General features: G+C 65.2%; 9 protein-coding genes. 7 read left to right on the top strand and 2 right to left on the bottom strand.

Translation table 11 applies throughout. The features are described 5' to 3' along the window. Positions 1–50: 50 nt before the first annotated feature. A complete protein-coding gene (locus AAGA11_15835) occupies positions 51–3,467 on the top strand; it encodes a G8 domain-containing protein (protein MEM9604338.1) in 3,417 nt (1,138 codons plus the stop codon). Between the two features lie 275 nt (positions 3,468–3,742). After that, entirely contained in the window at positions 3,743–4,267 is a 525-nt protein-coding gene (locus tag AAGA11_15830) for a phosphoribosyl-AMP cyclohydrolase (GenBank protein MEM9604337.1), read from the top strand. 72 nt (positions 4,268–4,339) lie between these two features. Here the strand turns inward: AAGA11_15830 and AAGA11_15825 are convergent, their stop codons facing one another. Together AAGA11_15825 and AAGA11_15820 are read right to left on the bottom strand one after the other, a co-directional pair. After that, on the bottom strand, positions 4,340–5,623 hold the full coding sequence (locus tag AAGA11_15825; GenBank protein ID MEM9604336.1) for a DUF3179 domain-containing (seleno)protein: 1,284 nt from the start codon (positions 5,621–5,623) through the stop codon (positions 4,340–4,342). Positions 5,624–5,934: 311 nt separating this feature from the next. Continuing rightward, a complete protein-coding gene (locus AAGA11_15820; protein ID MEM9604335.1) occupies positions 5,935–6,684 on the bottom strand; it encodes an IclR family transcriptional regulator in 750 nt (249 codons plus the stop codon). An 89-nt stretch (positions 6,685–6,773) separates the two neighbouring features. On the opposite strand from AAGA11_15820, the gene AAGA11_15815 reads away from it, so the two are divergent. From AAGA11_15815 to AAGA11_15795, 5 genes are all read left to right on the top strand, one after another. Next, positions 6,774–8,222: an aldehyde dehydrogenase gene (locus tag AAGA11_15815; protein MEM9604334.1), complete on the top strand. Its 1,449-nt coding sequence runs from the start codon at positions 6,774–6,776 to the stop codon at positions 8,220–8,222. Further along, a complete protein-coding gene (locus AAGA11_15810; protein MEM9604333.1) occupies positions 8,222–9,949 on the top strand; it encodes a thiamine pyrophosphate-requiring protein in 1,728 nt (575 codons plus the stop codon). Before AAGA11_15815 ends, AAGA11_15810 begins: the two co-directional genes overlap by 1 nt. Before the next feature lie 400 nt (positions 9,950–10,349). Further along, on the top strand, positions 10,350–12,272 hold the full coding sequence (locus AAGA11_15805; GenBank protein ID MEM9604332.1) for an ABC transporter ATP-binding protein: 1,923 nt from the start codon (positions 10,350–10,352) through the stop codon (positions 12,270–12,272). A gap of 191 nt (positions 12,273–12,463) precedes the next feature. Beyond that, on the top strand, positions 12,464–13,519 hold the full coding sequence (locus AAGA11_15800; protein ID MEM9604331.1) for a TAXI family TRAP transporter solute-binding subunit: 1,056 nt from the start codon (positions 12,464–12,466) through the stop codon (positions 13,517–13,519). Positions 13,520–13,760: 241 nt separating this feature from the next. Further along, positions 13,761–14,533 (top strand): C4-dicarboxylate ABC transporter (locus AAGA11_15795; GenBank protein ID MEM9604330.1); only part of this gene is annotated, 773 nt, incomplete at its 3' end.

Raw genomic sequence — 14,533 nt, 5'->3', positions numbered from 1 at the left:
GAACTTCTTCATAAATTGCTTCCATCGGAAGACCGACCAGGAGCAACCCCATGAAGACCCTTCGATTCCAGAGAAACACCCTGTCCGTTCTGATCCTGTCCACATTCGGACTGCATCAGGCGCCCCTCGCCGCCGAGACCGCCGCACCGGAGGTCAGCCCGGCAATCCGCAGCATGGTCAACACGCGCTTGTCGCGTGAAGAGATCCGGAATTTCGAGACGTTCCTGGCAGCGCTCGAGGCCTCGATGGCCAAGGCGCGTGCCGAGGGCCGCGATGCCGACGAGGAGGACGTCCCTGATGACGAAGACCTCGATGACGAGGACCTTGAAGAGGAGGACCCCGAGGACGAAGACCTCGAAGATGAAGAGACCGAAGATGAAGAGACCGAAGACGGCGATCTCGAAGACGAGGACGACGACGTCGAACCGGACGACGAGGACAGTGAGGACGACGCGGAAGACGGGGACTCGGACGAGGAAGACGGCCCGGATGAGGGTGATGACGACCGCGACGACGAGGAAGCCGACGACGAGGACGATACAGGCGACTCCGACGGCGATGACTCTGGCGGCGATGACTCCGACGGCGATGACTCCGACGGCGATGACTCGGACGGCGATGACTCCGACGGCGATGACTCCGACGGCGATGACTCGGACGGCGATGACTCGGACGGCGATGGCTCGGACGGCGATGACTCGGACGGCGATGGCTCGGACGGCGATGGCGATGGCGATGGCGATGGATCGCAGCTAGTCGACCGGGAGCCCACGGCGCCAACCAACCTCGCCGAGTGCACCTTCGTCGCCAACAACATGATGGAGCTGGTCGCGCTCGAGCACGTGACCCACACGGCGGTTGCGTCCGGCAACTGGTCGTCCCCCGCCACCTGGGCCAACAACACCGTGCCGACCGACGGCGCGCGCGTCCACATCCCACCGCAGACGACGGTCACCCTTGACGGACAAGCGTCTGCACGGTTGGAGACGGTCCGCGTCGACGGCACCCTCGCCTTCGCGAACACGGTCAACACCCGCCTCCTGGTCGACACCCTGGTGAGCACGATGATGGGACAACTGCACGTCGGCACGGCTTCGGCGCCCATCCAGGACACCGTGACGGCCGAGGTCGTGTTCGTTGACGACGGCGCGGTCAACGCGGCCTGCGACACCACGCAAGTCGGCCGTGGTGCCTTGCTGATGGGCCGGACCGAGATGCACGGGGCCGCCAAGACCCACCGCGCCGTCCTGGCTGCGCCCGCGGCCAGAGGCGCACAGACGATCGAACTCAACGCGATGCCGTCAGGTTGGGCCGTCGGCGACCAGATTGTCATCACCGGCACAGTGGTGGGTGACCCGCGCAGTGACGAAGTCAGGACCGTGTCATCAATCAACGGCCGCATCATCGGCTTCGACCAACCGCTCGCGCTGGACCACGCCGCCCCGAGCGCAGGCCTGAATGTCTACGTGGCCAACACCACCCGCAACATCGAGTTTCGCTCGGAGAACCCCTCTCTGCACCACCGCGCCCACATGATGTTGATGCACACGCTCGATGTGTCGATCGAAAACGCGCGCTTCACCGACATGGGGCGCACCGACAAGACCCACGAGCTCGATGACATCCGCTTCGAGTTCAGCGAAGACGCCGTCGGCAACAACAGCGGCGCACCCGTCGTCTTCACCACAAGCCGGGGCAACAGCTACAACGTCCGAGGACGCTACCCAATACACTTCCACCGCGGCGGTGTGGACCCGAGCAGCACGCCGGCGCTCGTCCGCGGCAGCGTGGTCTTCAACAGCCCAGGTTGGGGTTTCGTGATGCACTCGGCGCACGTCAACTTCGTCGACAACGTGTCCTACGACGTGCAGGGCACGGGCTTCTACACCGAAGCGGGCGACGAGATCGGCTCGATGCAAGGCAACATTGCAATCCGCTCGGTCAACGATGCCTTTCAGTTCGACTCGGTCGGCGGTGCAATCGACCCGGACCTCGGCCACGATAACCAGGAGTTCGGCAACGACGGCGACGGCTACTGGTTGTCCGGCCACGGCGTGAGCATGATCAACAACGTCTCGGCGGGCTCGACCGCACACGGCATCATCTACTGGGCTGACGGACTCGTCGAGGCCGACCTTGCCAACCCCGGCCGTCGCACGGTGAAGGTGGCGCACGTCGAAAATGGCAACCTGATTCCCAACCGCGAGGAGATCCCGACGTGGTGGGCGCCGGTCGCCGAGATCAGCGGCAACGAAGCCTACGGCTCCTCGATCGGTTTCCGGGTGCGGTACACCCACTCGCAGAGCTACATGGGCGAAGGCGGCAGCGCGTTTCACGCACCCCCGCCCCAGGCGTACATCGACACACTGAACCCGACCATCTCCGGCCTCACAGTCTGGGGTAACCGCGATGGCGTGCTGCTGAACTACACCGCGCGCATGAGCTTGAAGGACAGCCGAATCGTCGGCATCGGCGCACCCTTCTACCTCGACCCGGGCACCGCCAACTCGGGGGTCGGGCTTGACCTTGGCACGGAGATTACCAACGGCTTCGGCCACATCGATTCGGTCACCATCGAGGGCTTCGAGATGGGCTTCGTCGCCCCCCGGAACGACCAGTGGCTGATGGAGAACCTCACGCTGCGGAACGTGCGCGACATGCTGATCTCAGAACCCGTGCAAGGGCCGAGAACCATCACCATGAACAACGTCACCTTTGGTGACCTGAGCGGCACAGCGGTCGCAGGCCGGGAATCGGAGCGCCGAAACATCGAGCTCTCCCCGGTCCTCGAGGTCGACTTCCAGCCATACTACTTCGTGCTGCCCGATCACCTGGTTCTGGACGGTCGTGGAATCTACTTTCCTCAGCAAGCTGCGAGCTACGTTCCTCTGCCGGAATTGCTCGCACCGGGCGATGAGCCAGGTTCCGAGCAGGTACCGCAACGCTTTGTTGGCCAGACCAACCAGCAGCTGTTAACACAGTACGGCTTGGCATTCGGCGGTGCGATCCTGCCGGCAGATGCCCAGACGGATGCACGCGTCACAGGTGGATTCGTGGGCAGCGCACCGGCGGCAGCAACGACACTACCGCCGCTGCGCGACACAACAAACGGTGGCGCCAACCCGGAACCAGCCGAAGGCAACCCCTGGCCGGAAATCACAGGCAACTACCTCAACATCAAACCAGGCCAAACGCTGACGCTGATGCGAACCAACCTCAACGCCACCGACACGGATTCGGCACCGTCCGAGCTGCGCTACAGCGTGTCCCAGGTGAGGGGCGGTTACTTCGCGCACCGCGACAACCCGACCACCGCGATCGCCGGCTTCACCCAAGCGGAAGTGGACGGCGGCGTGATCCGGTTCGTCCACGGTGGCGGGAGCGTCGTACCGTCCTACGCCGTGACACTGACTGACGGTACCACGCAGTCGCCGGTGAGCACGGTCAGGGCCACGCTGATCCCGTAGGGACGGCAATCCAAGGCCGTGTTACGCGCTGGGCGTGACACGGCCTTGTCTTATACACCCGCCTGAAATTCCCCGTGACAACGACGCAGTACGGCAGCGTGGCCAGGCGGCAGACCACGCCGTTCATGCTCCGTTCATGGGGTTTTAATCGGAATTCCTCCGGCTTCCAGCCCTCTACTGCATCGCGTCATCCGAGAGAACGCACACGGCCGGACCGAGCCGGGGCCACGACCGGTCGCCACCCTCCACGATGCCCCGACACAGAGGTATAACCCATGACACGGAATTCCTTTCTCGCCGGCACAGCCGCAACCCTGTTGGCCAGTTCAGCCTGGGCGAGCGCCATCACCGAACAGCAGGTGATCGACGCGCAGACCACCTGGGGCGAGGGGATCGTCGCGATCGCCAAGATCCACACCGAGGGCGGTGACTACGCTGCGCGCGCGACCGACCACATCAACGCGCTCTACGCGTACGGCGTCTCCGACGTGATGTTCAAGCCCACACTCGCAGCCGAAGACCAGTTCCGCGAAACCTTCGACGAGGCATTGAGCTACTTCATCGGCACCCAAGGCAGCGAGGACAGCGGCTTCGCCATCAAGGGCTGGACCAACGTGCGTTGGGAGAGCAACGGTATCTTCACCACGAAAGACGCGGCAACCGCCATGGGCAACTACTACTTCACCGGTCCGGACGGCACCGAGACCAAAGTGGAGTACTCCTTTGGCTACGTGATGGACGCTGACGGCAACCTGAAGATCAACCTCCACCACTCTTCGCTGCCGTACAACCCGTCCTGAGGGACCTGAGCGGACGGCGCCGGCCCACGGTGCCGTTCACTGAATACATGCGCGGCACACACGGTGTCGCGCCTAGGGCAACCAGAGTTCGGTGCCCGGGTGAAACTGCGACCAGGCAAACCAGTAGGCCGGATGGCTGCCAAGGTCGCTCCCGTCCGCATCGGTCGCACGCAGCCCGCCCGCGTCAACCACGAGCTGCACGCCCGCGAGCTGCACCGTTTCGCCGCGTTGCAGTGCCAGCACCGCTGCGGTGCGCTGAAACGCCACTGGGGTGCCGTCCGGCGCGATCGCGCCAACAATGTCCTCGTGCACCGGCAGCCGCGGGTCGACGTCGCCGACCAGAAAGATCGGCCCGCGCGCATCGCGGGTGTTGCGCAGGTCGTAGTCGCGACCCAGCGCCAAGGCCTCGACCAACACCGTGGTGTCCGGGTGCGCGGCTTTCCACGCGCCCCATTCGGTCGTGACCACGGACGCCGCTTTCAGCACCACACCCGCCTCCGAAAGTGGCCCGGTTACCGCACGCCCGAGGAAGGTGTCGAACAGGGAGTCGGTGTTGAGGTCGTACATCACCTTGTTCGACCGCATCAAGAGCCCAGAGGTGCGCAGCACCGGGCGCGCCACACCCGGCGGCAGGCCGTCGGTGAAATAGGCCTGGGCCGCGCCGCAGAGCGAGCAGTAGGGGATGCCGAGTGCACGCCCCCCGAGGGTGTCGTTGACCATCTCGCGCACCTCCATGATGCGCCGCGGGTAGGCCCGGTGCTCGCCGTTCACCGACACCCCGAAGACGATGTCGGTGTCGCGCAGCCACGTGGCATCGCTTGCGTTGCTGACGTCCGGGTTGTCCGCGGCCGGGATGCACGCACAAGCCGTGTCGGGGTCGCCGAACCGCCGGGCATCGATGTTGACGCCGCCCCAGGACACGCGTTCCCAGGCGATGTCGCCCTCGACGAAAAGGCGGTCCCAGCCGTCCACGTAGCGCGTGAACACCGCCCGCTTGTGCGCGAGGTACCCGGGGTAGGCCGGCACCCGCCAGGCGATCAAGTGGTCGAGCAGTTCCTCACGCACCGAAATCGACTCGAATGCGATGCCCAGCAGTGCGCGCCCCGTGTCGGCGAGCGCCGAGAACGTCGCAGACCGCCAGGTGAAGCGCATGACATCGGCTATCACCCAGACCAGCCGCGGGTCGGCGGTGTCCGCGACGGCCTGCAACACCGCCGCATCGGCCCCGGGGTCGGCAGCGGGGTCGAGGCTGTGCGCGACAAACGCATCGACCGCCCGACGGGCCGCGTCGGGCAACGCCCCGCTCGGCACCGCCGGGGGCGCACCGAACTGCGCCAGCGCGTAGTCTGAGAGCATTGCGGTCGAGCTTGCGTGGGCCGCGCCGCCACCGAGCAACGAACACAAACACACAGTCCACAGGACCGCACCGCATCGGAGGGTAGCGGCGGCATTCCGCACCAGAGAGAACAGCCAACCTACTGATCCCCGAACCAGGCTGTTGCCCACAAGCGACCCCTCGACACTCCTCACCGCTTACGCTTTGTGAGACGCGCGTACCGCAGACCCGTTCACTGCGTTGCCGTTTCGAGCGTGCCCATACCTGCAACAGTGGCGCGGCCCATCACGACACATTCGGCAGGGACGCCGTCACACGCCGTCCGTCAGTCTCATTGAACGAACGCTCCAATGCGCTGCGCAGCGGTGTCCAAGGCCGCTTTCGCTCTGGCTCTGAATGCAGTGTCAAACCGACGAAGGAGGCCGAACACCGAGAGCGAATAGGCCATCCTGCCGTCAGGCCAGCGGACGGCGACCGACACCGCTGCAATGTCGGTCTCGTTCTCACCGAGGTTGGTTGCGTACCCCTGTTGTCGAACGCTGTCGAGTTCGGCCTCCAGGCGCTCCCGGTCGAGCGGCGCGCCCGGTGCCGCCAGTACCCCTGCCGCATCGAGCCGGGCGGCGCGGGTCCTCGGGTCCATCTCGGCCAGCCAGAGCTTGCCCTGCGCCGAGGCGTGAACGGGCAGCACCGTGCCCACTGTGATGTTGACTGAAATGGCCTGGGTGGAGTTGGCCACCGCGACGCAAGTGGGGCCACCCTTGCCAAGTCTGCACAGCATGACCGATTCGTTGAGTGTGTCGGCCAGTGCCCTCAGTTCAGGTTGCGCAAGCACGGCAATGGCCCCGGTGTCCGCTGAGGTCTGCCCGAGTTCGTCGATCTTCGGGCCAAGCGCGAAGTAGCCCCGTTTGGTGGACCTCACCGCGCCAACCGCTTCGAGCGTCACCAGGAAGCGGTGCGCCGTCGCCTTGTTCAACCCGAGCTGCGCAACCAGGTCAGCCGCGCAGAGCTCCGGCCGGGATCGTGTGTACAAGGAGAGGATTTCGAACCCTTTGACAAGCGAACTGTTCAGGGGCGTGGGCACGGGCGTACAACCGGTTTGCGTTGACGACGATTGGCACATATTACAAAATGTTAGATACTAATCTCAATTATTAAGATTAAGGACCGTTCATGCACGTTGATCTCTTGATTGACAACGCCGCCGTGGCCGCCGACAGCGGCGACGTGTTCACCCGTCTCTCTCCCGTCACCGGCGAGGTGGCAAGCACAGCGGCGGCGGCACGTGCCGCCGATGTGGACAAGGCGGTCCGCGCCGCCGACGCGGCCTTCCCCGCCTGGTCAACCCTGGGGCCGAGTGCAAGGCGGGCCGTGCTGAACGCCTGCGCCGATGCCCTCGAGGCACGCTCGGACGATTTCATCGCACTCGGCAAACGCGAGACGGGCGGCACGGCGCCCTGGTTCGGCTTCAACGTGATGTTGGCCGCCGGCATGTTGCGCGAAGCCGCTGCGATGACGACGCAAATCAAGGGCGAGGTGATCCCCGCAAACAAGCCCGGTACGCTCGCGATGGGCTACCGTCAGCCGGTCGGTGTGCTGGTTGGCATGGCACCCTGGAACGCGCCGATCATCCTCGGTGTGCGGGCCTTTGCAATGCCGATCGCCTGTGGCAACACGGTGGTGCTGAAAGCGTCCGAGAAGTGCCCGGGCCTGCACAGTCTGATCGGTCAGTGCATGGCCGAGGGCGGCCTGCCACCCGGGGTGCTGAACGTCATCACGCACGCGGCCAACGACGCGCCTGACGTCGTCAATGCGCTGATCGACCACCCACTGACACGGCGCATCAACTTCACGGGCTCAACCCGCGTCGGCTCGCTGATCGCCGAGCGCGCAGCCACACACCTCAAGCCCTGCCTGCTTGAACTCGGCGGCAAGGCCCCGCTGATCGTGCTGGACGACGCGGACATCAACGCTGCCGTGAACGCGGCCGGCTTCGGCGCCTTCATGAATCAGGGCCAGATCTGCATGTCGACAGAGAAGGTCATTGTCGACTCGAGTGTCTACGACGCCTTTTGCTCGGCCTTTGCCGAAAAAGCAAACAGCCTCGCATCCGGCACACCGGACGACGGTGTGCCGTTGGGGTCCGTTGTCGACCGCGACACCGTCGACCACGTCGCCCGCCTGATCGAAGATGCACTCGACCATGGTGCCCGGCTACTGGCCGGCGGCGCGCCCGACACCGGCACGATCATGCCGGCGACCGTCGTCGCCGATGTCACACCGTCCATGGCCATCTACTCGGCCGAGAGTTTCGGCCCGGTGACGACGGTCATCCGCGCCTCGAACGAAGACAATGCCGTCGAGATCGCAAATGACACGGAGTACGGGCTTTCGGGCGCCGTGTTCACACGCGATGTCCGTCGAGGCATGGAGATCGCCAAGCGCATGCAAACGGGTATCGCGCACATCAACGGCCCAACCGTCGGTGACGAGGCACAGATGCCCTTCGGCGGCACCAAGGCGAGCGGCTATGGCCGCTTCGGCGGCTCGGCAGCAATCGACGAATTCACCGAGCTGCGTTGGATCACGGTCGAAGACCCCCAGCAGCACTACCCGATCTGATGTCCGGCGACGCACAGACTGACGGCGTCACCGCCGGTGGCGCCCTCTTCGGCAAGCTCAAGGCGCTTGGCGTCGACTATGTTTTTGCCAACTCCGGTACGGACTTCCCGCCCATCATCGAGGGCTTGATCGAAGCGCGCGACCAGGGCATCCCACTGCCCGAGGCGGTGGTGGTGCCACACGAGCACGTCGCCATGGGTATGGCACACGGCTACACGTTGCTCACCGGGCGTGCCCAAGCCGTCATGTTGCACACCAACGTCGGACTCGCCAACGGCAGCATCGGCGCGATCAACGCAGCCTGCGACCAGATCCCCGTGTTCATGATGTCCGGGCGCACGCCAGTGGCCGAGCAGGACCGCTTTGGCGCGCGGACGGTGCCGATCGGTTGGGGTCAGGAGATGTACGACCAAACCGCGCTGGTGCGTGAAGCCTGCAAGTGGGAGTACGAACTCAAGTTCCCCGACCAGGTTGCTCCGGTGCTCGACCGCGGCTGGTCGATCGCCAACTCCACACCGAAGGGGCCGGTGTACCTGAGTCTCCCGCGCGAGGTGCTCTGCGAGCCCTGCCCACCCACCGGACTCGACGCACCGTCAGCCCTCGCGCCCGTGCGGGCAGCACCGGACCGGGCGGCGCTGGCCCAGGCCGCTGCCTGTCTGGCCAAGGCGGAGCGCCCCCTGATCATCGCACAACGCGGCGCCGGTTCAGACGAGGCATTCCGGGCCCTGGCGCACTTTGTCGAAGACCATGCGATACCGCTTTCCCACTACTGGGCCAATCAGATCGCGATCCCGATGTCGTCGCCCTGTCACGTCGACTGGTTCCCGGGTGAGCTGTTGAAGGACGCCGACGTGGTGCTTGTGATCAACGCGTTGGCACCCTGGTGGCCAGACCGCGCCGCGCCGAGCCCCGACGCCACCGTGATCCAACTCGGCCCGGACCCGCTGTTCGCCCGCTCGACACCGATGCGCAGCTTTCGCTCGGACCTGACCCTGGCCGGCGATACCGGGCCCGCACTGCTCGAACTGATCGAGGCAGTCCGGGCTCAGGGCGTCGACAGGGCGCACGTGGACGCACGCCGCGCCCGCGTCACGGCTGCGTCCGATGCAGCGCGCGAATCCGCTCGAACACAAGCTGCCACAGGCAACGGCACGCCGATGTCAAAGGAGTGGGTCAGCCACTGCCTCGGCCAGGCCATCCGCGGTCAGCGTGCGAGTGTTTTCCACGAGCTCGGTTGCCCGCTGCCTGCGCTGGAACTCGACACCCACCTCAGCTATTTCCAGGAGCCGCACGCCGGTGGGCTCGGTTGGGGGCTACCGGCGGCGATGGGCGCACAACTGGCAGACCCGGACCGACTCTGCTTCGCAACCGTCGGCGACGGCAGCTACATGTTCGCCAACCCCACGGCGTGCCACCAGGTGTGCGAGGCTCTCGGCCTGCCCGTCATCACGCTGGTCCTGAACAACGAAGAATGGGGCGCTGTCCGCCACTCGGTTGAAGGACTTTACAAGAACGGACTCGCGCGCAAGTCCAACGACGTGCCGCTCACGTCACTGCGACCGAGCCCCGACTTCACACTCACAGCCCAGGCGAGCCGTGCCCACACCGAAACCGTGACCGACGGGGGTGCACTGCCCGCTGCACTCGATCGAGCGATCCACATCGCCCGAACTGAACGCCGGCAGGTGTTGCTCAACATCGCGATTGAACGCGCTCACCGACACTGACACCGGGGCTCACCGGACCGCCGAGCTCCGGTGAACGCATCGGCGACCCAGACCATCTGGCCCGCTGTCCCACTGGCCCGTTTTACACCAACCGCGCCAGGCGAGTGTCTCCTGTGCAATCTGCGTGAGACGTGGGCAATCAGTTGGTCAATTGCAACTGTGGTAGTGACGTCAACGCCGGGCCCGCCGCTCTGCTCGACCTCCAGTCACAGCACACGGAACGCGCTGCCGTCTCGCCAACAGGCCGGGGACGACAAGGCGCTCCGTCGTTGGCGACACGCGGCCGCGGATCAACACCGTAACCTGATGTGATACCGTAATCCCGTTCCATCTGGGCATCGCGTGGCGCGTTCACTCGGGCGGACGACCCGAGACGCCCGTCGTCACGCCATGAGGTTGCATGAAACCGCTGATCGACGTCAAAAACCTGTCCATCCAGTTCAAGACCGACGAAGGGCTGATCACGGTCGTCGACGACGTCTCGTTTTCGATCGGGGCGGGCGAAGTGGTGGGTCTGGTCGGTGAAAGCGGTTCCGGCAAATCGGTGACGGCCAAGGCGCTGATGCACCTCAATGCCAAGAACGCGGTCTACGGGCCGCATTCCAGGATCACCCTGCACACCAACGACGGCGCTGTGGACGTGCTGTCCTTGCGCACAGCGAGCGAGCTGCAAGTGGTGCGGGGCGGCGCGGTCAGCATGATCTTCCAGGAGCCGATGGCGAGTTTCGCGCCGGCCATCTCGATCGGCAAGCAGATGGTCGAGCAGCTGCAACTCCACACCGATCTGTCGGCGTCCGCCGCGAAGGACCTGTCGATCACGATGCTCGACCGCGTTGGCATCCGAGAACCCGCCAGCCGTTTCAACCAGTACGCCTTCGAGCTCTCCGGCGGTATGCGGCAACGCGCGATGATCGCCATGGCGCTGTCGACCAAGCCGCTCCTACTGATCGCTGATGAACCCACCACCGCGCTCGATGTCACCATCCAGGCGCAGGTGCTCGGCCTGATGAAAGACCTCGTGTCCGAGTTCGGCATGGGCATTCTGTTCATCACCCACGACCTCGGTGTGATTGCCCAAGTGGCCGACCGCATCTCGGTCATGTACCTCGGTCGCATCATGGAAACCGGCCCGGTGCGCGACGTCATCCGCAAGCCTGCCCACGCCTATACGCGGGGACTGATCAACGCCCTGCCGAAGCTCGACGACCTCGACGCGCCGCTGATGCCGATACCTGGCGACATCCCGAGCCCGTTGGACCGACCGAACGGCTGCGTCTTCCACACCCGCAACCCCACACTGCAGGCTGGGTCGCGCTACGAAACCGAGGTGCCGCCCTTGAGCGAGGTGTCACCGGGCCACTTTGCCGCGCTGTTTCCCGATGACATTGCAAGCCCGGTTGGCATCGAGACACCGAGCGTCACGCCAGTGGCGGCGCACGCCGACACAAAACCCGAGTCGACCGGCGGGCCGCTCGTGACGATTGACCGCGTCTCGGTGCACTATGCACTGGGTCGGCGCTGGATCGGGGAGACACCGGTCGTCAAGGCGGTCAACGAGGTCAGCCTGTCCATCGAGAAAGGCTCCTTCTACGGCCTGGTGGGCGAGAGCGGCTCGGGGAAGACCACGCTCGGGCGCGCCATCCTGCGTGCGGCACCGGTGACGCACGGCGCAATCGTCTACGACGACGGTGACGTCCGCTACGACGTCGGCGCGCTCAACCCGACCGAGTTGCGGGACTACCGCCAACGCAGCCAGTTGATTTTCCAGGACCCGTATGCGGCACTCAGCCCCCGCATGACCGTGCGCGACATCATCGCTGAACCCCTGGAGGTCATGGGCCTGACCAGCAGCCGCGCCGAGACCGACGAGCGGGTGCGCGACATCGCGGCCAAGTGCCGCCTGAACCTCGAGCACCTGCGCCGCTTCCCGCACGCCTTTTCGGGCGGTCAACGCCAGCGGATCTCGATCGCACGGGCCCTGGTCTGCGGTCCGAAGTTCGTTGTCGCCGACGAGGCTGTCGCCGCGCTGGACGTGTCAATCCAGGCCGACATCCTGAACCTCCTGAAGAGCCTGCAACACGAACTCGACCTGACCATTCTGTTCATCAGTCACGACCTGTCCGTGGTTGCCCATGTGTGCGACGAAGTGGCAGTGATGTACCACGGCGAAATCATGGAGCAGGCTCACACCCGGTCGATCTTCAGCAACCCGGGACACGCCTACACCGATGCGCTCCTCTCGGCGATCCCGTCGCTCGACCCCGACACCCCACTGAATGCGCGGGTGTACGAACCGACGACCGCGGCCGCGCAATTGGCCTAGCGACGGTCCGGGTTGTCACGGTTCGCTCGCTGAGCACGCTGGCGCCGCACCACAGCAGAGTGAACAAAAGTGCAGCTGCACGTGGACTGCATTGCAACGTTGCGATAGATTGACTCGTCAACCAAACCACAACACACCATGGCGCCTGTAAGACGGCGCAGAGACCGGCAGACCACCACTTGGAGGCACCCATGTTGAAACGCTTGAAAACCACGGCCGTGGCGTTGCTCGCTGCGCTCCCTGCGACGGCCGCGCTGGCCGAGGTGAACCTCACGTCCAACACCGCCGGCGCCGGTACCGCGGTCGGCCTCACGGCCACGGCGCTGGTCGAGTACGCCGCCGACCGCGGCATCGCCAATATCCAGCTCAAGGACGGCCAAACCGGCACCAACTACGTCCAGGCGCTGGCCGAAGGCAAGGTCGACATCGTCAACGGACCGTTCATTCTGCCGTTCCTGCTGACCCGAGGCGCCGGTCCCTATGCCAAGCTTGGCAAGGAAAAAGGCGCCGAACTCGGAGCGAACATCCAGTTGCTCTACCCCTACACGCTGAGCGTCTTCAGTCTCTACGCCTACGACGCCAAGGGCATCAAAGGTTGGGGCGACCTCAAGGGCCGCAAGGTGTTGAACGGGCCCCCGCGCGGCGCGGCTACCACCAACTCGCGCGCCCTGATCCAGCTGTTCGGCGGCGCCAAGGCCGAGACCGACTACGAGTCGGTCACCGTCAACTGGAACCAGGCCGCCTCTGCCGTGATCGACGGCACCGCTGACGTCGCCGCGATTCCGCTGATGTTTCCGGGGCCGCGCGTCACGCGTGCCAGTGCCGCCGGCGCGATGACGCTCTTCTCGCTGCCCAAGGACACCTTCGAGAGCGAGCAGGCAAAGAAGCTCCTGAACAAGCCCGGCTCGGTCGCCTACACCATCCCGCTCGCGCAGGCGCAGGCCAGCATGGGTGACAACTGGACCGTGGTCTCCGAGGACGACACCTTCCGCGGCATGGCCGTGGTCGGCGGCGACTTCGTCAACAAGAGCATGGACGAGGACATCGCCTACCAGTTGACCAAGGCCCACATCGAGAACCTCGAGACGCACAAGAAGCTCGCGCCGTTCATGGCGACGCTGAACTTCGGCGTGCTCGACTCGAAAGTAGCCGGACTTTGCGGTCCGAACCCGGTCAAGTTCCACCCCGGGGCCGTACGCGCCTGGGAAGAGGCCGGGCAAACTGTCGCCGACTGTGCAAAGCCCTAGATGCTGATGTCACGGGCCACACACGGGGCTGTGTGCGGCTCCGCCGTGGCACGGATTGCTGCGCGACCAACGCGAGTGTATTCCCACATACACTGCGCTACGGATCTCGCACATGGCCACCCTCACCTCACTGCGCAGCCCGTGACGACACCATCTGACCTCGAAAATAGATTGCAACACAGCGGGCGACCACCGGGGCCGCCCGTTTTTTAACGCAAGTACGTCACGCAGCTGAGCATCCATGGCCAACAGCGCACCCGCCCAACACGCCAAGCTGACATCCTCCGGCCCGGTCGACGACCTGGTCTACTGGCTCGGGCTCGGCCTGGTGGTCGTCGGGTTGCTGAACGTCACACCGGCGATCCCCGGCTGGGATGAGCTCTGGAAGTCCATCACCGGAAACAGCGGCTTCAAAGTCAGACGCTTCCCGACCGAGTGGCTCTACCCGATCGTGTTCTTCTGGATGATGCTGATCGTCGCGCTGAAGCACTCGATGTGGCGGAGCTGGTTCGACCGCGGCGCGCTCACGCGCCGTTTCGGTCTGGTGGTCGACTTTGCGCTGGTGTTCGCCGCCGCCGCAATTTCGTTGAGCTACCTGACCGAGCTCGAAGCCGTGTGCCTGATCGACGTGGTCAAAGGCGACCGTGCCGCCCTGGTGCAGCAGGCCCTGGACGCCGACATCGAGTACGCCGAACTGCTCGGCCTGCCGATCCCCGACACCGCCGACGACCCGGCCTGCCAAAGCACCACCGGCGCGTGGTTGCCGCTGATCCTGTTCGCCTCGGTCGTGGTGTTCCTGATCTACAACATCAAGGTCTGGGGCTTCCCGCTGGTGCTGGTGTCGCTGCTGATCGCGACCTACACCTTCGCCACCGTGATGAACTGGTACGTCAACGGCGCAGACGGTCAAAACAAGTACCTGATCACCATCCTCAGCAGCGAAGAGCCGCGCAGCCTGACCTCGGGCCGCGAGTTCGTGCGCGACGCGCTGATCAACAACACCGCCGGCCTGCT

The sequence above is a fragment of the Pseudomonadota bacterium genome, assembly GCA_039196715.1.
In the GTDB taxonomy this organism is placed as follows: domain Bacteria; phylum Pseudomonadota; class Gammaproteobacteria; order CALCKW01; family CALCKW01; genus CALCKW01.
The sequence above is the reverse complement of the archived record's forward strand: the minus strand, read 5'-3'. Positions and strand labels throughout refer to the sequence as shown.

Coding starts and splice junctions, on each gene's coding strand:
- AAGA11_15815 (MEM9604334.1), top strand. CDS start 6,774: ATGCACGTTGATCTCTTGATTGACAACGCCGCCGTGGCCGCCGACAGC.
- AAGA11_15830 (MEM9604337.1), top strand. CDS start 3,743: ATGACACGGAATTCCTTTCTCGCCGGCACAGCCGCAACCCTGTTGGCC.
- AAGA11_15805 (MEM9604332.1), top strand. CDS start 10,350: ATGAAACCGCTGATCGACGTCAAAAACCTGTCCATCCAGTTCAAGACC.
- AAGA11_15800 (MEM9604331.1), top strand. CDS start 12,464: ATGTTGAAACGCTTGAAAACCACGGCCGTGGCGTTGCTCGCTGCGCTC.
- AAGA11_15835 (MEM9604338.1), top strand. CDS start 51: ATGAAGACCCTTCGATTCCAGAGAAACACCCTGTCCGTTCTGATCCTG.
- AAGA11_15810 (MEM9604333.1), top strand. CDS start 8,222: ATGTCCGGCGACGCACAGACTGACGGCGTCACCGCCGGTGGCGCCCTC.
- AAGA11_15825 (MEM9604336.1), bottom strand. CDS start 5,623: ATGCTCTCAGACTACGCGCTGGCGCAGTTCGGTGCGCCCCCGGCGGTG.